Annotated in this window: 12 protein-coding genes; 1 reads left to right on the top strand and 11 read right to left on the bottom strand. The window is 36.1% G+C overall.

Annotated features, from left to right (window positions below; all coding sequences use genetic code 11):
* Positions 1–73 precede the first annotated feature (73 nt).
* The 7 genes from ACY0M5_RS10905 to ACY0M5_RS10875 form a co-directional block, all read right to left on the bottom strand.
* A complete protein-coding gene (locus ACY0M5_RS10905) occupies positions 74–1,213 on the bottom strand; it encodes a redoxin domain-containing protein (RefSeq protein ID WP_461629126.1) in 1,140 nt (379 codons plus the stop codon).
* Between the two features lie 5 nt (positions 1,214–1,218).
* The gene (locus ACY0M5_RS10900; RefSeq protein ID WP_461629125.1) at positions 1,219–2,805 is read right to left on the bottom strand and encodes a S41 family peptidase; all 1,587 of its coding nucleotides are present in this window, start codon (positions 2,803–2,805) and stop codon (positions 1,219–1,221) included.
* Between the two features lies 1 nt (position 2,806).
* Positions 2,807–4,810 (bottom strand): TlpA family protein disulfide reductase, encoded by a 2,004-nt coding sequence (locus ACY0M5_RS10895; RefSeq protein WP_461629124.1) that lies wholly within the window; start codon positions 4,808–4,810, stop codon positions 2,807–2,809.
* A 168-nt stretch (positions 4,811–4,978) separates the two neighbouring features.
* Positions 4,979–6,328: a RagB/SusD family nutrient uptake outer membrane protein gene (locus ACY0M5_RS10890; RefSeq protein WP_461629123.1), complete on the bottom strand. Its 1,350-nt coding sequence runs from the start codon at positions 6,326–6,328 to the stop codon at positions 4,979–4,981.
* A 142-nt stretch (positions 6,329–6,470) separates the two neighbouring features.
* Positions 6,471–10,070 (bottom strand): SusC/RagA family TonB-linked outer membrane protein, encoded by a 3,600-nt coding sequence (locus ACY0M5_RS10885; protein ID WP_461629122.1) that lies wholly within the window; start codon positions 10,068–10,070, stop codon positions 6,471–6,473.
* Positions 10,071–10,168: 98 nt separating this feature from the next.
* Complete coding sequence (locus ACY0M5_RS10880) at positions 10,169–11,341, bottom strand: FecR family protein (RefSeq protein ID WP_461629121.1); 1,173 nt, start codon at positions 11,339–11,341, stop codon at positions 10,169–10,171.
* A gap of 276 nt (positions 11,342–11,617) precedes the next feature.
* Positions 11,618–12,172: an RNA polymerase sigma-70 factor gene (locus tag ACY0M5_RS10875; RefSeq protein WP_461629120.1), complete on the bottom strand. Its 555-nt coding sequence runs from the start codon at positions 12,170–12,172 to the stop codon at positions 11,618–11,620.
* Positions 12,173–13,249: 1,077 nt separating this feature from the next.
* Between ACY0M5_RS10875 and ACY0M5_RS10870 the strand changes: the two genes are divergently transcribed.
* Positions 13,250–13,939 (top strand): hypothetical protein, encoded by a 690-nt coding sequence (locus tag ACY0M5_RS10870; RefSeq protein ID WP_461629119.1) that lies wholly within the window; start codon positions 13,250–13,252, stop codon positions 13,937–13,939.
* 232 nt (positions 13,940–14,171) lie between these two features.
* Here ACY0M5_RS10870 and ACY0M5_RS10865 read toward each other — a convergent pair whose 3' ends face one another.
* The 4 genes from ACY0M5_RS10865 to ACY0M5_RS10850 are packed head-to-tail and all read right to left on the bottom strand — an operon-like array spanning position 14,172 to position 22,373.
* A complete protein-coding gene (locus ACY0M5_RS10865) occupies positions 14,172–15,272 on the bottom strand; it encodes an alpha/beta hydrolase family protein (RefSeq protein ID WP_461629118.1) in 1,101 nt (366 codons plus the stop codon).
* Positions 15,269–17,233, bottom strand: coding sequence for a TlpA family protein disulfide reductase (locus ACY0M5_RS10860; protein WP_461629117.1), 1,965 nt, complete (start codon positions 17,231–17,233; stop codon positions 15,269–15,271). The genes ACY0M5_RS10865 and ACY0M5_RS10860 overlap by 4 nt, the downstream gene beginning before the upstream one ends.
* A 44-nt stretch (positions 17,234–17,277) precedes the next feature.
* On the bottom strand, positions 17,278–18,684 hold the full coding sequence (locus ACY0M5_RS10855; protein ID WP_461629116.1) for a RagB/SusD family nutrient uptake outer membrane protein: 1,407 nt from the start codon (positions 18,682–18,684) through the stop codon (positions 17,278–17,280).
* An 11-nt stretch (positions 18,685–18,695) separates the two neighbouring features.
* A complete protein-coding gene (locus ACY0M5_RS10850) occupies positions 18,696–22,373 on the bottom strand; it encodes a SusC/RagA family TonB-linked outer membrane protein (RefSeq protein WP_461629115.1) in 3,678 nt (1,225 codons plus the stop codon).
* Positions 22,374–22,432 lie beyond the last annotated feature (59 nt).

Raw genomic sequence — 22,432 nt, 5'->3', positions numbered from 1 at the left:
GTCTTTTTGGAAAATTAAAAAGGAACTGCTTGTAAAAAACAGTTCCTTAAAAAATAAAATAATACGACGCGATTTATTTAAAAAGTTCTTTTAGTTTAGCATCAAGCTCCTCTCCTCGTAAATATTTAGCAATTATTATTCCATTAGGATCAATCAAAAAATTCATAGGAATTGCTTTTACATCATATAATGCCGAAACTTCATTATCCCATCCCTTAAGGTCAGAAACCTGAGTCCATAACAATCCGTCATGCTCAACTGCTTTTAACCACTTATCCTTATCACCTGGTTTATCTAGTGAAACAGCTAAAATTTCAAATCCTTTATCTTTATAAGTTTTATAAGTCTTTACCAAATTTGGATTTTCGCGTCGACAAGGAGAACACCAAGAAGCCCAAAAATCTAACAACACATATTTACCTCTAAAATCAGAAAGTTTCACGGGATTTCCATTTGCATCATTCTGAGTAAAATCAGGTGCTTTAACACCTTTCTGAGTACTTTTAACACTTAAAATTTTCTCAAGTGATGCTTGTCCCAGTTCCGTATTCTTAACTTCCAAGGATAATTGGTTGAAAATCTTTTCTGCAGCGACAGCATCAAACTCTGGTCCCATAGTTGAGTTTAGTGCTACTATAGCCATATAAGAGTTCGGGTGAGTCTCGGCATATTTGAATTTTGCACCTACAATTTCCTCTTGAATAACGCTTGCCCGATCTTCCAGCGATTTTATATAAATTGGATCCCATTGCTTACTTTCAGGTTGAGCCTCAAATTCTTTATTCAGTACATCCAACTTCTCGTAGAGAGGCTTCAAAAGAGCTGTTACCTGTGTATTCTGTTCATTTAATTCCGACCCCGAAATTTTAGCATTACAAATTGAATCTTTACTTGTTATGGTAATATTTGAATCCTCAATGAAAAAACCAAGAACATCAAAAGTTCTTAACATTGTTGGATCATTAGCAAGACCATCATGCTGAACCATAATGTGAGCCTCATGCGGCGCTCCTACTTTCCCTATGAATTCGAATTTCCCATTTTTAATTAAAGTTGAATCTAAGAATTCTTCTCCTGCAATTTTATATTTAAGGAATGCCTTTGCTGGTGAATTTAACTTTCCAACCTTACACTTAATGTTATATCCTACTTGTGCAACACTCAATAATGGCATTAAGCACATAACGAATAATACGATTTTTATAAATTTCATCTGATTTATTTTTTATTTAGTAGTTGATTATACAGAGACGATCTTTCAAGTACATCAATCCCTTTTAGCAAACATTGATTGTCCTGATTAATGATTTGTAAGTAGGATGAATTCCCCTCAAATAGTTGACTGGCAATTTGAGCCTTAATTTGTAACGAGAGCATATTTATTTCATTTGTTTTATTTTCAGCGGACATAATTATTCCACTCCGATCTGCTTCATCAATAATATTATTAATGATCTGTTCCGGCACAACAAACTTTTTAACAAACTTCTTAATATCTGAATACTTTTCTTTCAGTTCTTCCCGATGATCATTAACATACCCGAAAGACGACATATTAACCAAACCTAAGTTAAAAACAATCTGCAGCCATTCATTAGATTTAGTGGTATCTATAGGAACATACAGATCTGGAATAATGCCTCCTCCACCATAAACGGTGCGTTTGTTAATGAGTGTGGTATATTTTAATGAATCGGGTTTTACAATGAATGATTCATCAAACATTTCACCGGTTTTAAATCGATTGTTAATTTCCTCGTGATAATTTAAATTTTTATAGGGTTTCTGTAAAGATCGTCCGGAAGGAGTATAGTAACGCGCCATGGTTAACTGTAAAACAGAACCATCGAACAAAGGCACCGGACGCTGCATCACCCCTTTCCCGAAACTTCTTCGACCGACAATAACGGCTCTGTCCCAATCCTGTAAAGCTCCTGTAAGAATCTCACTCGCCGAAGCTGTATTTTGATCGATAAGAACAACTAAACGTCCCTCCATAAATTGTCCCAGTCCTGCAGTATAATAATAATCTTTGCCACGATCCTTACCAATACTGCAGTAAACCATTTGCTTTTTCTTCAAGAATTCATCTGCTGCACCAATGGCCGCTTGAACATATCCTCCCCCATTGCCTTGAAGATCCAGAATTAAATCCTTCATCCCTTCCTTCTTTAGCTGAATCAAGGCTGCATCTATTTCTTTACGCGTTGTTTCATTAAAAATACCTAAAGAAATATACCCAATCTTATTCGTTAGCATATAAGTTGCTTTAACCGATTTATCAGGCACATCACCTCTTGTTACTTTTACTGATACAGGAGTTGGTTTGTTTTGTCGTAAAATCTCAAAATCAACAGTGGAGTTCTTTTCCCCTTTCATTTTGTTCACGATATCAATACTAGCCATGCTAACACCACTAACCGGTTCCTTGTCTAGTTTTAAAATACGATCTCCCGAAAGCAAACCGCATTTATCAGCAGGTCCATCAGAAATTACCTGTGTAATACAAACGGTATCGTTTTGCTTAACAAACTGAATACCTACACCCACAAAACTTCCGTGCATAGATTTTCTCATCTGCTCGGATTCCCTTCCGCTAAAATATTTCGAATGAGGATCAAGATTTTGCAACATTGCATTAATTGCCGCATCAACCATCTGCTCATCATCAATATCGTCAACATAGTTGTCTTGAAGGGCTTTTAATACCGCACTAAATTTCTCTTTTGGATTTACCTGAGCTGTTGCAATGGATATAAAACCAGCCAAAACAATTCCCAATACCCAACATCTTTTTAAACTCATTTTATTTTTCTGCTTTTAATAATTCTATTACATATGAGATTTCGTCAACAAGTTTACCGGTACTTCCTGAAAATCCCTCTGAAGTGTAGCGCATAAAACCATCTTTTAAAATAACCTTTCGGGGAATTGCTGAAGAATTAAAAAATGGAACAAAACTTGAAAACACAGCACTCTGAGCTCCTGACTTGGGATTTATATTATCGTGAAGAAACTTAAGACGAAAGCCTTTCCTTTTAACAAAAGCTTCAGATTTTTCTTTATAATCTCCATTTTGCATGGTTCCTATAAAATAAAAATCTACAGTAGAATCATTTGCATACTTATCTACAGCTACCTGCATACTAGGAAGAGCATTTATGCATGGTTTACACCAAGTTGCCCAAAAATCAAGAACTACAATTTTACCTTCCCAATCGCTCGAACGTACCAATTTACCATCCATACCACGTAATGCAAATGGCATGTACTCCTTATTCGTCAGATTTTGTTTAATCTCTGCCTTTAATTCTTCCTGTTCGGTACTTGATTTCAATGCAGTCAAATACGCATCGTAACCTGATAAATCTTCATGCTGCCCGAGATATAAATCTTTAATTTTATCAAACATTTTTGGGGTAATGGAATTTACCAAAACACAAGATTCAAGAAATGGTTTTATTAATTTACTATTATTCGTTTTTTCCAGAATACGCATGTGAAGTTCATTCAGCTCCGGATTGCCTAATTTGCCTTTGTTTGATAGGTTTTCAAAATATTTTAATGCTTCATCATATTGTTTTAAATCAAACAGTATGGCAATATATGTAGCCAATCTATTATCAAGCTGCACATATGCATTACTTTCGGCTCTTTTCTTCGAAAAAAATTCTTCCTTGTAAGAACCATCAGTAACTTTTTTAATCAGGTTTTTAATTATAGGCGCACTAATGCTCTCCAAAGTATCTAATCCCATGGTTTTAAATGCATAAGCCCGCCCAATATTCCATCGAGATACTTCATTAAGAGTTTTGAAATCTAACCCAGAAACAAGACTTAAAAAGGAGTTTGTTTTTTTTGCATTAAAATAAGCTGTCGCAAGATAACAATGAACTTGATAATAAATATACCCTTGCTCTTGTGGTGATTGTTTCCATTCTGTTATTGGAAAACTTTTTAAAAAATCTTCGTATGATTCTATCGCATTAACTTCTGATTGTTTAGTTCCTGATACTTCATTCATTTTTTTATGAAAAGTCAAAAAACGTGAATGTGCACCTTTAGGATATTTTTTAAGTATTATCTTTTCCAAAAAATCTGCTTTTGCGTTATCCTTGAATTCAAATTGATAGATATTCTTTATGCTCAGATATTGTCGCTCATTTAAAGAAGGATCTTTAGCCAATTTATCAAGCCATCGGGTAATGGCAACTTTAAAGCGATCCCCTTTAAGAATCTTTTGAATTGCAACATACGATTCGATATAGTATTTTGGATCAGACTGTTTGATCTTCTCCTCTTCTTTTAATAACTGCGATAAAACTTCATTAGAAAGCTTTTTATCAGTATTCTGATAATAATTTAACCCGAAATATAACGACGGCATATCGAATAGAGCCAATGCAATAGCTCCTCCAGGCAATTTTTCACCCTGATCATTCAAAGTCGAAAACTTATATCCTGTCTCATTGTTGTTATCAAATGCATCAGGATTCTCGTATAAACCCTGATAAAATTTTAAAGCAACAAAGGCGCATGTCTTTGGTAAATTAAATTTTGCCTGCCATATTTCACCATTATTTTCTAAAGTAACACCCTCTACAGACCAGTGATAATTATTATACAAATAAATTGCTGCAGAAATAGCTTTACCCCGTGTAAAGTTGCTTCCTGCCGGATTATATGTAATATCAATTGATTTGCCTGCAATCAGTTTTTCGGGCTGCAACTTTAACGTTCCGGAAAACTCTTGAGCTGTAGTAGTTAGCACCCAACAAAACAGGCAAAAAAGCAATACGATTCTTTTCATTATTAGTGTGTTTATTTAAGTAATAGCAATAACATATTGTCACATCGATATTTAATCATCCCAAACTTCTGTCAAAATCTTCCCCAATAAATACATTGGCACAGATTGAAGATTAATTTCCTATAGAAGTTTGAGATGATAAATACGATAACCAATAAAGCTTATTTATTATCTTGGATTTTGTTCTATTTCAGGATTCAATGAAATATATTTTCCGCCTATGGCATAGGTGTAACGATTACTATTTACAGGCAAAGTATATTTAGTTCCTTTAAAGGTTCTGGTATATTCTTTTGCAAATGCACTGTCCTGATTTAACCTACGCATATCGAACCAGCGAAATCCACGTCCAAACAATTCCCTGCGACGCTCATTAATAACCAGCGCAAGTGCCTCTTCGGCTGAGGAAACTGTAAGATCTTCATAATCCTCAGACCTAAATCGTTTTGTTCTCAAATTATTGAGTAAATCAACTGAAGCAGTATAATCACCGCCCCTTGCTAAACATTCAGCTTTAATCAGCATTATTTCTGGAACATTAGGCCCAATATATACCCCCTCGTAGGTGTAATTCTGACGAGAATACGAACGACCATATCCATTATAATTTTCTTCTGTAAATAATTGATAACGTAAATCTTTTGTTCCCAAAAAATCTATTAAATCACTACTTAAAATAACAGAGTAAAAATTCCCCCCTACAAGCTTTGAAAATATAGTTTCCGGATCTTGTAGTTTTTTTGGTAAGCTTTGAGGTGAGCTGGCATAATCGTTAAGATCTATTATCGTATTTTGCAGCGATAAGGTAGAATCAGCATATAAACTTGCTTTAGTGAAATTTCTCATTTCAAGATTTGTTTCGGACAAAAGAGCATATACTGCAACCTTCGACGGGTCTGAGTTGTAATCAGGCAAATCAGGCAAATTTGGTAAAGCCGACGTAAGGTCTGCAATGATTTGTTGATAAATGGTTTCTACAGAAACCCTTTTCAAACTACTAAACAAATACGCTGTGGTAAGTAACGGAAGTCCCAGATCATTAGATGCTGTTGCTTCATTATATGGCGGAGCATATAAATTAACCAACTTTAGATAGGCATATGCACGATGTACTTTTGCCTGAGCAAGAATTGACTTTTTTTCTTCTACTGTTCCCTTTTCGCTATCACTAACCCCATCTGTTATTTGATTGCAAACATTTATTTGCTTGTAAAAACGATTCCAATCCGAATCTTCCTGCTCATCTAAAACAAAAGTTTCACTCCATGTGTAAGCCAAACCCCATTGTGCAACAACGCTTTCCTGATAAGTTGGATCCTCTATTCCTGCATCATCGCTGGTAAGCAGTGGATAACCATAAGAAAACTCAAATGTGGAAGTATTGTTTAGTAAGTATTGATAATCTGAGGTGTACTTCAGTATCCGCGTTCCTGTTTGGTCTTCTATATCGACATAATCACTGCATGATATGACAAACAAGGCCGATATTACAAGCAAGACAATTGTATATTTTTTCATCTGTTTATAATTTAAAATTTTTGTCAGATGAAACTTACCATATAATCATCTCTCTGTGTGTAGAAAGCTTTATATATGGACGTTTCATACTATTATATTTTTTTAAAAAGCTAAGCTATATGCCAGCACAACAAATATTTCTTTAAAAAGTCGCATTCAGACTAAATACAAAAGTTTTGGCCGGTGCCAGATTATTGTATGTATTTGTTCTTACATATTGAGGATCTATTCCATCCTTATTTTTCTTCCATAAAATTCCAAGATTACGAGCGCTTATACCTACAGAAAGACTTTTTATTAATGATGTTTTAAGAAAGGCTTGAGGTACAATATATGATAATGCAATCTGTTGCAAACGAACATGACTGGCACTTCTAACAAGTAAATCAGAAAATTTATATCGATTTAAACTATTATAGTTGATATCACTCAAACCAGGAACATTGGTAGTCATTTCATCACCAGGCGTTCTCCATCTTTTTGCTATATCTTCCTGCGAGCCTATCACCCCATTATAACCTGCATAATCAGGATAATTCTCAACAGAAGATTTCAAGAATTTATGTCCCAAATAATAAGACATGTGTACATTTAAACTGAAATTCTTATAAGAAAAATCGTTGCTCCATCCACCTACAAAAGGCGCTGTTCTTCGTCCGGCGTAAATCAAATCATCCGAAGTTAATTTTGCAGTCCAATCCGTTGATTTAATAACATCTCCATCTTTGTTGTATATCTGCGATTGACCTGTCTCATCCAAGCCGGCCCAACGATAAACGTAAAGATAATCCAACGAATGTCCGCTAATTGGAGAACCACCACCAATTACAGATCCGAGGTACTCATTTTTGGGGAAACGAGTATCTTTTACCTGATTGGTATTATAAGCAAAAGTAAAATTAGAATTCCAACTAAAATTATTTTTAGAAAGTGCCGTCTGAATTCCCAACTCAACCCCGTGATTATACAAGCTTGCTGCATTATACATTAAATTGGAATAACCATAAGTACCATTAAAAGGCATATTATACAAAATGCCTGACGACTTTTTGGTATAGATATCAAAATTAAGATTTACACTATTTTTAAATAATCCTAAATCTACTCCTGCATTAAATTGCTTCGTGGTTTCCCAGCTTAACTTGTCATTTGCAGGTCTAATAATAGAAGCAAGGGTTCTATTTGTTACATTATCATTTCCTGTAATTGTAATAATAGTTGAATTAAAAGCACCTGATGTTGTAGGAATAGAACCTCCAATACCATAGCTAAATCGAAGATTTAAATTACTTATTACTTTTACAGCCTCAAGAAAAGCTTCTTTTTTTATGTTCCATCTTAACCCTGCAGACCAAAATGGTCTTGCTCTATCCTTTCTTTTGGCTCCTTGTATACTGTTATCATCGTACCTAATTGATGCACTTGCTGTATATCGATTAAGAAAAGTATATCCTGCATTTGAATAATAAGAAAGATATCTTTTTTTAGAATTTCTGACCGCATTATCGTAGCTCCCAATCTGTTCTTCCCATGGGAAAACAGTTTGGTAGTATTCTGTTGGATTTACAACCTGAGATAAATAGGTGTCATCATCGAAACCATACAAGGTATTCGAATAATTTTTACTTTTTGTCTCCCGCATTTCCGATCCTGCAATAATGCTTAAAGAATGAATATTATTCCAGATTTTATTCACGTTAATCTGTCCACGCACAGAGTAATCCTTACTTTTAGCATCGGATGTTCTATAAATACCTCCCAAAGGGATACCATGCACTAAACGTCCGTTAGATGATATACTTGTAGCTCTGTTCAGTCTGTCACGTGTTGCATAACTCTGTAATTCATCTTCGTTTTCAACATCACTAATATTCGTTTGATAGGTACCCGATAAATCAAAAGACAACCAATCTAATATCCGGGCCTTAAGCGAAGCATTAAGTCGGATTAAATTTTCATTATTCAAAACATTGGAGTAATTAAGCTCATCAATAGCATTATATGTCCAGGGCAAATATCCTTTATCGGTAAAATCATCTATTACTTCAGGTCGAAATCTAAGATATCTGTTAACATTGTTCCCATTCCCATCCTTCAACATTTCATAAGGCCTAAGCCCCAATGTAGAAGCCCCTATAGCATTATTAGCGGCAGTATTATTCCTGCTTGAAGTTTTAGTATAGTTTACACCAGTACTTAAACTTATACGATTGTTAAAAAGATCGCTGGTTGTATTGGCCGTAAAACTATAGCTTTTTGCATTGTTATTTTTATAAACTGAACGATCATCAGTAGCATTGGCCGAAATATAATAAGTACTGTTCTCACCACCTCCTGCTACAGACAAATTATATTGTTGAGAAATCGCTTTTTGCATCAAATAATCTTTTATCTGATTTTTATTATCCCGACCCGAAAGAACCAACAATGCAGAATCCCGTTGAGTTTCTGTTGCGCTTCCACGGTTCACCCGAAACATCCATTCCAATGCTTCACTTGTATTAGGATTGGTGTTAAAAGTATAATACCCGGGATACCATGTTGCAGGATCGTTTATAAATCCTTTTTCAAATAGCTCCTTTTCAAAATCAACGTACTGAGCACTATTCATTGTCTTAATCTTAGACAGATCCGTCGGTGAAGAAACTCCAATACTGGTATTAAATGTAATGGTTGGAGCTCTCTTTTTTCCTTTTTTAGTTTCAATTACAATAACTCCATTGGCGGCTCTCGATCCCCACACAGAGGCAGATCCTGCATCTTTTAAAAAAGTGATGGATTTTATGTCATTCGGATTTACTCTGGAAATAAGACTGTATCCGGAAGATTGGCCATTGGTGAATTTAGTCAACTTCTGAGTTCCGTCTTGTTCTTCCATTAATGGAAATCCATCAACAACAATTAGTGGCCCGGGGTTTACTCCATATGTATTTTGTCCGCGAATAGCAATTTTATTATTTCGAGCATCAAAATCTACACCCGGAATCTTTCCTGCTAAACGTTCCATTATATTTAGCGCAGGTGATTTTTCAATCTCTGAGGCCTTTATAGTTCCAAATGAACCCGTTGCCTCATTTTTAGATATACTCTGATAACCAGTCACTACAACATCTCCCAAAATCTCAACATTGTCTTCCAATACAACATTCAGAATGTATTGTCCGTTGTACTCAAATTCCTGAGTCTCTTTACCCACGAATGAGAATTCTAAAATGGCACCATCCCATACTTCAATGGAATACTCTCCATCAATATTTGTTGCAACACCAGAATAGCTTCCTTTAATTACCACCGAAACTCCAGGCATTAACACCCCGTTTCTATCGGTAACCTTTCCTTTAATCTCTTTTTTTTCTTGCTGAACCGGCTTAGGTGCAACAATTGGTTTCTGTTTAACGATTACTACTTTATCGACAATTTCGTAGCTTAAGTTCGTATTCAGAAAACAGTTATCAAGAATCTCTTCAACAGTAGCCCCCCTTTGGTCGATATCCAGGTTGTTAACTGTTTCTACATCTTCCAAATCATACACAAAAGTAAAATCACTATTGTTTCTGATCTCTTTAAATACTTCAACCAATGATTGATTGGTCATATTCAAATCGAGTTTTGTGTTTTGCGAATAGACACTTGCAGACACCTGCATAACATTCAACACTATTAGCATCAGGGTAATTTTCATTGCTAATAAAGGTTTGTAGAGTTTCTTGCGCCAAAAACTCCGGGTTTCACATTTTTTCATAAATTTGCATTTAGGGTTAATAATTTAATTCCGTGCGGGAATTGGGTTACTACTCACCGGGCAAAAGTTATCTCACTAACTTTTGCTCTTTTTTTATTTTAATTTTTAACAGTTACTACATTCTTATTTATCTCGAAATTTACTTTGTTTGTTCTCGCCAACATGTTCAGCACATCCTCAATTTCTTCGTACCTTTTCACTTCAACAGAAAAGCGTTTCATCTTTATTGTTTGATTCATATAGAATACTTTTATTCCGTACCATCTTTCCAATTTTTGCATTATTGTTCCCAAGTCAGCTTCTTCAAAATAGAACACTCCATCTTTCCATAGTACGTAATTTTCAGCAACTACATTTTTCACTGCAAACTGTTCTCCCCCATCCGAAATAAAGGCTTGCTGATCGGGCTTAATAATGACACTTTCCTGTCCTTTTCTTACCTCTACACTTCCCCGAACCAGTGTGGTCACCACCGATTTCTGATCATGGTATGCTTCTACATTAAATTCGGTTCCCAAAACCTCAATTTCAACATTCTTAACATCCACAATAAACGGCTTGTTTCTATTGTGCGCCACATCGAAAAATACCTCCCCTGCAATCCAGACTTTTCTCTTATTCTGATTAAACTGAACAGGAAACTTAATTTCCGACTCCGAATTCAGCATTACTTTAGTTCCATCTGAAAGTGTCAATTGATACTCTCCTCCAACCGGAACCTTAACCGTATTATAAATTGTTTGCAATGCAACATCTTCATTTGCGGTATAGGATAACTTTCCATTTAAATTACTAATGAAGGTTCCATCTTTTTCCACAATACTGTCATTACTTTTATTCTCTAACTGCAACGTTTCACCGTTATAGAGCTGCAATACAGCTTTTGAAGATCCTGGCTCAATGGTCGAAGAGACCAATTCAGATTCATATTTTAGATCTTTCGTTGAAATATGATAAAGTGTTCCAACCAATACGCCAATTACCAAAACAGCGGCAATCCTCAATCCCCACTCCTTCAAACGAATGATTTTTTGTTGGGGTTTAATTTTATCTTTTACCTTTCCAAAAGCCGACTTCACATTCAGATTTGCGGCGTAATTATTTCTTTCAACTCTTTTTTCTCCCCTTTTAATAATTTCGTATAGTTCTTTGTTTGCCTTTGATTCGGACTTCCACGTCTCAAGTTTTTTCACTTCATCAGCAGAAAGTTCATCAACAATCTCTTTCGAGATCAATTGAGCAATTTGATATTCACGGTGCAATTCTTTCATGTTTAAGGTTTCATTTCTAATTATAAAAACAATCGGGGTTTAAAAGTAGATGAATGGGATTAAAAAAAATATTAGCTATATCACATTCAAATACCATGAGCATAATGGTTGTAATAATATCGCTTAAAGAAATGGATAGAGAATTATTTACTCTATAGAGTGTAGAGAAGATAAACAAACGGCTGTTGCAGCAAGCTGTAAATCTGAATTTAAACCTGTTTATTACAAATAAACAAATTAGAAATTTACTTCGTGAGAATTATTCCTTTGAATAAATTAAATTTCCCCGAGTAAAAGAAGAAGGATAAAAAAGTAGTTTTCTAATTTAACTCTAAGAGTTTTCATCGAATTATATTTCAGCGTTTTTACAGTATTAACCGATATTCCGAGGCGTTCGGCAATTTCATGATTTCGCACCCCCAGCAAGCTTAGATTCATAATAGCAGCACTCCTATGAGGCAATTCATCGATAGCTTGCTGCAAAATCCTGTATGTTTCTTCTTCTACAATACGGTTATTGAAATAATAATAATCTTCTTTGTCGAGACTTTCTGTAAATTTGCTGCCCAACTTATCTCTTTTTAAAGAGTTAAGACTCAAATTTTTAACCATCACGTACAAAAATGATTTAACAGAGGTGATATCTTCGTATCGGTCACGGGCATTCCACAATTTAACAAAAGCTTCCTGAGCTATATCTTCAGCCATTCCATCGTCCTTCACATATTCGCGGGCCAGCACGCACATCGAAGGATACAACTGATTAAATAATGCTTCGAATGCTTTGGAATCTCCCGATTTTATTTTTTGAAATTGGCTTTTTGTGGTCATGGATTGTGGGTATGGGCTGTGGTTAAGATTTTTCAAAAGTAAAAATAGAAATGATATTTCCAAAATTGAAACTGGATCGCATGTCGCTTAAAAGCTGCAAATAAAATGAGTTTACAAGGACAGTAATAATCAAAAAAAACACTCGCCTGGTTAAATATGAGTCAATCATTATTAATTGCAGCCGTAAATTTCACTCCATCTTGAAATTTAGCTGCAAGCACTTCAAAAAACAGCTAAAAACACAGGGTTGATAAGGCATAGATAATTTCATGAAAAATTTACAGGCACATGCTTCATGCAATAGATCGCTGAATATCAGACATGAAATATTGGATTGATTTACAACACGATTACGTTTCAAATTTTTCGCCGAAACATTCAATAAGCAAATCACCCGAAAAATTGAGAACCTGGAAAACTTTACCGGCAATACCAAATTAACATCAAAACATGCCTTATAAAATGTTTCTTTTCAATTATATCTTCGTTAAAAAAGATGCATCGCAACATGGCTGTGCTTTACTTTTTTGCCTCGATACAGCTAAAAATTAATTCATTTTATTTAAAGTCTGTTTTGAAATTAAATTGGTATAAGACTTAGAAAGATTTTGCTCTGTATATACAGATTTCTACAAAATAATTTATTCTCAATTGGCTTAAACCTGGCTCAACCTATTAAACATTTATACAAACTGAATTCAGTTCTGAAATTTACCCTATTTTACATCCCCTGCTGCCAGCACATCTGCAAATGCATATTATTAGTTCAACCTCTAATAAAAACAAACATACACACAGGCAGCTTACATCTGCGCACAAACCAAATAAATTCCATTAACAGTCTCCCGAACCATTTGTTAAATTTCATTAATTTCACTGAATCGGTAAAACATGGCAAACTTGACACTTTATTAAAATACAGATTTTACTTAATTTCACACTTGTTGAAATGGAAAAGATCTGTTTCGGGTAAAAACAGACAACCCATCGGCTGATCATCAACCGGATCGTTTTGAGACGCGAGTTTGGAAGAGGAGGCCGATGGGCTCTGAAATATACAATTAATACATTAATATCGTGGACTATCAAAACGATTTTGAAACATGGAAAGAAAAAATTAAAGCACTGTCGCTTTCGAAAGTGAAATTGCCAAACCAACCTATCGACAAGATAACTGCCAGCGCGGAAACTCTCGCCGTAGAGTCTCTTAAAGACAGAGAAGAACTTGCAAAGGCCGGACTGAACGTAACATTTATTGATGAGATCCCTTCTCTTTCCGGAGCAACAAGATACTGTCAGGCTAATTGGATGAGTGAATACCAGGCCAGGCAGGAAGCTCAAAAAGAGTGGCTGGAACAATCTCCTGCCGCATATGATCTAAGAGATGAAATGCTGCATCATTTCAGTTTTGCATTTCGTAACAATGCTGCTGTTAAAAAGAAAGTTATGCGAATTCGTGAAGGTGGCGGACATGCCGATATGATTCAGGATTTGCTTGAATTGGCCGTTTTAGGTGAGAAAAATCAAGATCCTTTAACTAAGATTGGTTTCGATCTTACCTCTTTACAGAATGCCCGTGCAACTTCGTATGCAATGTCTGAATTACTGGCTGTTTCAAATGGTTCAAAAGATGAAAGCAGTCCGAATAAATTATTACGCGATAAAGCTTATACTTTACTTATGGAGCGGGTAAGCTCAATTCGTGAGTGTGGCCGCTATGTATTTTGGAAAAATGAGGAGCGAAGGAATAAATACTTAAATGATTAAATTCTGAAACACCCGATTTTATTAGTCCCGAGGCAGGTCTCACCCTTCCCTCAGGACTTTTTTGCTTTCAATCGGCAGCTTGTGGCGTCCAATTGGCAAGTTGTACCCGTCAATTAGTAATCTGATGGCTTCCCGAGGCAACAATTGGTGCCCAATTGGCAAAAAGTGGCAGCCAATTGGAAACCTGATGGCTTCAACAGGTAATATTTCTGAATAGGAAACTAATTCTTGTTTATTCAATTCGCTTGGAAATCCAGTCTCCAATCAACTGAAGAACTTCAGGTGCAAATTCTTCTTTTAATTCCGAATATTCCCGTCTGGCACCTGTTTTACAATGCAAAAAGAGATGATTCAAACCTGGCAACACAACTACTGTAACATCAGTATTTCCGGCTTCTTTTAAACCATTTTCAATATTAGTCAAATTGTCCTTATACGAAACCATTATATCTTTGTCTCCGTTAAGAGCAAGTACCGGAACTTTTATCTGACTTAAAAATTCTTCGGGATTATAACGCAAAAAATACCGGTACCAAGGACTGACAGCTGTTCTAACATACGAATAAACCGGAAAGCGAAAATGATCAAATTCGATATTTAAGCTTTTAAAATATTTATCATCTTTAATTTTCCATTCATCATAAGTTGAATTCAATTTATATTCCATACTATCTGAATCTGCGTAACGGTAAGCGGTTTCAAACATTAGCCCGTTAATTTCATTGGAACGCTTTTTATCGTAATCAGGTAGTTCTGATTGTTCCACAAGATCACGATTTTGTTTTTTCAAAGCATCCAAACCATCAGAGGCTAAACCAGCTAGACTTACTAAAAATGCAACATCGCTTGATTGAGTGGCAGCAATGGAAATTACTGCTCCTCCTTCGCTATGACCGATTAATCCAATGTGCTTTGAGTCAATATCCTTCCGGCTTTTCAAGTAATTAATAGCTGTCAACACATCGGCTGCGAAATCAGCCGTTGTTGATTCTTCATAAATACCACCAGTTTCGCCAACCCCACGGTCGTCTATTCGCAAAGAAGCAATTCCGATTTGCGCCAGATAATCGGCAATGGTTTTAAACATCTTGTGTCCGGCCATAGTGCCGTCTCTATCCTGTTTCCCAGAGCCGGATACAAAAATGACAACAGGATTTGGTTTTTCCGTTTGCGGAATCAACAATGTTCCACCAAAACAGATGCTGAAATCTGCATTACAAAAATGAACACTATCTGCTGTCGTTTCCGCTGTTTGAGCATCTGTAACAGAATGCTTACGAGCCACACAACCACCAAGAAATAAAAAAATTATCACTATTAATACATTTTTCATTCCTCTCCTGCTTTTTTAGTTTCTTCAACTAAAAGTGAGATGTCGTCGGCCAACTCGCTGGCACTTCCATTGTACCCAACAGAAATAAATTGAATATTTCCGTTTTTATCAACAAATATTTTCTGCGGAATACCTGAAATGGTAAACTGCTTGCAGATTCGACTAAAAACTTCATCATTCGTCTTGGCTCCTTCAACTTTATTATCGAATAAAATATAAAACGGATAATTCTTGTCGGTAATATATTTATTGACCCGTTCCTTATAATTAGCGCTCCATTCACCTGTATCAACAAAAAAGAAAGCAACATCAGTATCATTCTTAAAACGCTCCACGGCCAATTGCATACCTGGAAATGAAGCTTTACAAGGGCCACACCAGCTGGCCCAGAAATCCAGTACATAAGTTTTGCCACGCAATTCTTTTGAATTAATTTTTTTGCCGGCAGCATCCGTCATTTCCCATTCCGGCATTTTACCTTGCCGTTTGTCCTTCTGAATTTTCTCCAAAATGTTACCTTGTTGTTTCGGTTTCTTCAACGATTCGAAATAAACCTGAAAACCATCTTCTGAACCAACTTTCTCAACATATCGTTTTTTCAACAGATCAATCATCCATACACTAACCTGATTGTTATAGATACTTTTGCGAAGCACTTCATCCAGCTCTTCTATATTACCAGCATCCTGCAGTAAATGACAAAGATCTTCATTTAGATCTGCAACTGTAAAGTTCAGTGTTTTTTGAGCCCTGACAGCAAATTCCATAGCTTCGTTAGGATGGCCCGAGTTACGTAGTAAGTTTGCCTGAGGAACCCAAATTGTACGCGCCATCAGATGTTCGAATTCACGATCCCATTCTTTTGGCGACAACAACTTGTATTGTGCGGGTCTGTTTTCTTTTTTTGCTAAAATCCTTTCTACAATATTTTTAGCATAGGGATACAAAAAATCATCGGTTTTATCTTTTCTGCTATGTGGAATCTCAATGATTTTATAATAAATGGTATTTAATCCCGCAAATGAAAATTTGTGCAGATATTCGAACAAAGCATCGTAATGATCCTTCATAATCTCATAGATCAGAAGATTTTGATAAAGCATATCATATGAAATCGTATTCCTGACATTGAATAAGTCATCTTCAGATTTTTGCGGAAAATCTATTAAAAAATCTTTTGTCCTTTTTATGCTAACTTCCTGATCTCTTTCTGTTGTTATGCTGCGATAAGCCTTTAAACGATTAATTGCACCTGATGGATATTTTTCACTATTAATGCTGCGAATGGAATCAGCCTTTGCCATCTCTCCTAAAACCACCCGGCAAATTGCTTCAGCTTTGAGTAAATTTTGCTCTGAAGGATTATTCATTAAAAATTTTAAACAGCGCTGAATTTTCACATCAGCATCAGCCATCTGTGCTTTTTTTAATGATTTTGCATAAACGTAGGCAAGTACTGGTGCTGCTTCTTTTTGGTGATAAGAGATTTCCTGACTGATCCAGTAATAGGTAACCGTATCTTTAATTGATTCCGTTGACAAATCTATATAACTGGGAATAATGTAACCATAATCAGGCGATCTCATCAGCCCCCATGCCGCATAAGCTCCACTGGCAGGACCTCCGTTTTTGTCCATAACAAATCTCACCCTATCCATTAATTTGTCTGTATTAAGCAAGCTGTCTTCCGAAAACTTCAATGCAAAAAAGCCACAATCCTCTGGTAGTTTATAATTTGAAATCCAACTGTTACTCTCTTTTTTAAACTGAAGGTCATCTACAGTCCATTGGTAATCTCGAAACAGATAAATTACAGCTTCAGGCCAATTATCTGTAGTAATTTTAGGAGCATTATATTTAATCTGAATTATCTCTCCCTGCACCGGTTTTTCAGGTGTTACAGTAATCGTTTTAGTATCCTGAGCAATAGAAAGCAGGTTTAGTCCGAAGACTAAACCCATAATCAAAAGGAATCTTAAAGAGTGCATCATTATATTTTCAATTGTTATTTCGGGTTTTGTGAAATTTCAGGGTTTAACTGAATTTGATAGGCTGGAATAGGAAACACGTAACGATTGCTGTTTGGCGACAACGTAAAAGTTTCTCCACCAAAAGTACGGGTGATCGTTTTGGTATACAATCCTTCCAACGCAAGACGGCGCATATCCCACCAACGAAGCATACGTCCAAAGAATTCGCGCCTGCGTTCATCAATAACTTTCTCAAGAGCATCCCGAACATCCGTAGCTGTCATTGCAGTATAGTCTTCCGGCTTGAAACGTTTTTCACGTAATTTGTTCACCCACAGCATGGCTTCTGAAGGATTATTGTTCCGGGCATAATATTCCGCTTTGATCAAGTACATTTCCGGAACATTCGGTCCCAGATTACGCCCTTCATACACGGCATAGTCGCGATAGAAATATCGGCCATCCTCAGCCGAATAAGACCATGAAACCACATCGCCCGGGGCTGTAAACAGGTTATAACGTTGATCAGTTGTTCCAAGTACCGCCAATAAATCATCGCTCAAACGAAACGAAGTCGGAGAATAAAGAACACTGCCATAAGCAATTTTTGAAAGCAGGATCTCCGGATCATTAATACGCAGTGGATAAGTAGATGTAGAAATGTAGCTGATTGCGCCTAAATCATTTAAGGTGCTTCGATACATCAAAACCGAATCTGCATAGGCATTGGCATTGGAGAAGTCATTCATATACAAATAGGTTCGCGCCAATTCGCCATAAGCCGAAGGTAAAGATGGTAAAGTGTTGAACAACTGAGATTCCGGCAAGTCGGGAATTGCCTCTTTCAAATCCTTAATGATTTGTGCATAAACAGTTTCAACACTTGCTCTCTTCAGCGATTGAGCAGAGCTTTGATTTAAAACCAACGGAACTCCCAAATCGACATGGGCTGTAGATCCATCATAAGGTTTGGCGTAGGTATTCACCAACATCAAATATGCATCGGCACGGTGCACATAGGCTTCGGCTCGCAAGGCACGCTTTTCTGCTTCATCACCTTTGCTGCCCATAACTTCACCAATAACGATATTGGCGTAGGCAATGCTATTATACATAGCATTCCAACTGTAATCTGTCTGATATCTGCCTAACGGATAAATTTCTGACTGCCAGGTATAAACTTTCCCCCACCAATCGTAATATTCACTGTTCGCCAAAGATTGTTGCTGGGATGAACCATCTACCAATTCAATATCATCAGACGCAATAGCTGAAAATTGAGGTCCATTTTCAAATTCATATGTATTATTTAACATATACCTGTAATTTTCAGTCTCATCCGGAACCAGCTGCCCTTGCGTTTTAATATCTACAAAATCTTCACAACTGCTAAACAGCAATGTGATAATTAAGAACGGTATTATATTTCGTCGTAACATCATGCTTGTAATTTTTAAAATTTAACACTAAGTGTAAATAAAAATGATTTGGTGGCAGGCAAACTTCTGATTCTACCCGGATAAGCAATAAAATCAGGATCATAACCTTCCTTATTTGCAGTCCACAGTAATCCAAGATTGTTCACTGTAAGTCCTATTTGAGCACTTTTTAAATGAACTTTCTCCACCAATGCTTCAGGGAAATCATATGAAAACGAAACCTGACGAAGCCTAATGTAATCCCCTTTTAAAACATTGATATCGGAATTACTATAACGCATCTGGCTATAATTGATATCTAATGCAGTTCCATTCAATCCGGGAACATTAGTTATTTCTTCGTCTCCCGGTTTCTGCCAGCGTTTGGCTATATCAGCACTCAAGTCATACTGCAACCGATAAGATGAAGTAGAATATTGACTAATTGACGGTTTCAGGAAAACATTGCCGAATTGATAGGACATCATTGCATAAAAACTGAACTGTTTGTAGCTCAGCCTAGTATTCCAGCTTCCGAAGAAAGGTGCCGTTGTGCGACCGGCATCTTTAAATACCCCAAATGACGTGATTGATGTGGTTGATGCCGAAATAACACCTCCATTTTCGTCGTAAATCTGAGTCAAACCATTTTCATCCAAACCAGCATTTTTGTAAACCAACAATTTGTCGTTAGCGTATCCTTTAATTAAACCAATCCCTTGCGGATAATAGCCAAAATAATTTACGTAATCGGTTTCCTTGAAACGGGCATCCGTAATCTTATTGGTATTGTACGATAAATTTACACGCATATTCCAATCCCAGTTTTTATCACTAAAAAGTTTAGAATTCAGACCAAAATCAACACCTTCTGTTTTCATGGAAGCGATATTACGGGTCAGATTGCCATTACCAATGTTACCATAGTAAGCTGCACCAATCGGATATGCATAAAGCAAATCCTTGCTGTTTTTTTGATAGTAATCCAACGAACCGTTCAACTTTCCCTTGAACAGTCCGAAATCAACTGCCAGATTGGTTACATAAACTTTTTCCCATTTTAATTCTGGGTTTGCTGCCGAAATCACTGAAGCATATTCTTGTCCGGTAGTATAATCATTTCCACTGATCGAAATATAGGTGAACGGATAGGTGCTCAGTGATAAGTTACCATTTACACCATAAGTTGCCCGAATACCCAAATTTGAAATCCAATTAACACCGCTCATAAAATCTTCGCGACCGATATTCCATTTAATACCTGTAGACCACAATGGTGTAGCACGGTATTTACGATCTACTCCAAAGTTGTTATAATCATCGTAGCGAACACTTCCAGACAGAAAATATTTGCTTTTGTAGTCGTAAGAGAAATTACTGTAATAGGATAAAAAACGTCTTTTTTTATCAGCCTGATCAGGATATCCTCCGGGATTAAAAGTTGTATACGAAGTTGGAGAGTAACCTGCAACATAAGCGTAAGTTGGTGTATTACTGTAGTTTATTCTGGTATTGGTCAAGCCCGTATCAGGGTTGTATCCAAATAAGGAAAAGCTGCTCATACCTATATTAGTTTCTCTAATCTCAGCACCTGCCAAAGCCGTAATCTGATGGTCGTCTTTAAATATCCGGTTATAATCTAATTGGCCTCTTAAGCTGTAATTATTTTCATACGTTAATATTTTAGAATGGATTCCCCCTGTTGTTATCCCCAAACTATTGGTACTTGCCGTCGGATACGTATAGTAATTAACAATATTCCGAAAGTAATATGTATCTTGATTATAATATGATTTGGAAGTACCATTTGATTTCTCCATTGCATAAAATACTGTACCAGTCAACCCATTAAACAATGGAATTTTCAAATCAATATTTGCTGCATAATTGCTAACCTTTTGTGTATTATCCGCATTTTTAAGTTCATCTAAATAGTTATAAGTCCAATCTTTATAAACTGGACCAAGACTGCTAACCCAAGTTGGATCATAACGGTCATAACTAATACCAGTCCCATTTTCGTCGGCTAACCGATCGTAAGGCATTAAGGTTGTATTTGATGAAGAGTAAAGTGAACTTATTGAGATACCATTCTTTTTGTAATCAAAAAAAGTACCCTTAAAACTCGTTGACAAAGTAATTTTCTTGAACAATTTCCAATAATTATTCAAAGTAAAAGTTAAACGTTCTCCGGAATTCCCAATAGTATTCGGATTTTCTTTACTATAAGAAGTTGAATAATAATAGTTTGAATTATCAGTACCTCCATTCACAGAAAGATTATAGTTTTGACTACTTGCCCGCTGTAAAAAGTACTTGGAAATTTGGTTTCGATTATCAATCTTACTTAGCCCGGCAACCTGAACATTGTATTCCTCTTCAGAAATTGAACCGGCTTTCAGTTGTAAAGCCAGCTGACTCCCTTTACTTACAATATTTTGGGCCGTATAATACGATGAATTATCAAGTTGTGCAATGAATCCTCTATCAACCAATTCTTTTTCGTAATTGAGTTGTTCCTTTGAATTCATTGTTGCAACATAAGATAGATCTGGTTTTCCAGCCATCATAATATTTGTAGAAAAATTAATTGTCGGAGCCTGATTCTCTTTCCCTTTTTTAGTTGTAATTACAATAACACCGTTAGCCGCACGCACCCCATAAATTGAAGCTGCAGAAGCATCTTTCAGCACAGAAATACTTGCAATATCATCAGGATTTACAGCCGACATATCCATTTCAGAGATGGCTCCATCAACAACAACTAATGGAAATCTTTCCCCTGTGAGTGTGCCTTGTCCCCGAATCGTAACATTATAATCGGAAGCCCCTACAGTACGGGTTCCGGAGCTTGGTGTTTTCGATGTATTATTATAGGTGAAAGTTTGGTCTCCCGATAAAACAGAAACCTGCATTCCCGTAATCTGTGATTCCAGACTATTCACAACATTTAAAGAAGGTGTCTCTTTTAATTTTTCCTCATTAATAACATTAAAACTACCAGTTAACCTTTCTTTTGAAATCGTTTGGTAACCAGTTACAACAACTTCTCCTAATTGAGATTGATCCTGAAATAAAGTAACATTCAATACCGGTTGATTAGTGTACTTAATCTCCTGAGATATCATCCCTACAAAGGAGAACACAAAGACTCCTCCTGTTTCAGAAAATTTCAAGGTATAGTTACCATCAACATCAGTAGCGACACCCGTTGTAGTACCTTTCACAAAAACAGAAACACCAGGCAGAGGCGAACCATCTTTATCGGTAACCTGGCCGGTAATTACTTTTTTCTGTTGTTGTACAGGAGTCGAAATAGATTCCTTTTGCTTAGGAATTACATTCTCGCGAGGAAACAAAACAATCATTTTGTCTTCAACACGATAATCTAAACTGGTGTTCTTCAAAACCTCGTACAAAACGTTGTCAAGACTTGCATCTTTAAAATCAACATCAATAGCTTTTAACTCTTTCACATACTCGTAATCGTATATAAAATCGTAATTGCACTGCTTCTGAATTTGCTCCAGAACTTCCTCTACACTAGTATTCTCCACATGAATACTCAAGGAGGTTTGAGAGAAAATCTCGTTGCCCTGAGCACTCAGAATTCCAAATAAAAATAAAAATACACTTAGTTTCATGGTCAGTAGTATTTTTCGCAGCCGAGAGTATCTGTTCTCACGACTGATGTAAACACATTTTTTTTTCATAAATTTGAATTTGGGTTAGACTTTCGTTTAACTTGACATTTATTGAGTCTTTCGACTCT

This window comes from Labilibaculum euxinicum, assembly GCF_963678175.1.
GTDB lineage: Bacteria > Bacteroidota > Bacteroidia > Bacteroidales > Marinifilaceae > Labilibaculum > Labilibaculum euxinus.
Note: the sequence above shows the minus strand (reverse complement) of the source record. Positions and strands in the feature narration are given on the sequence as shown.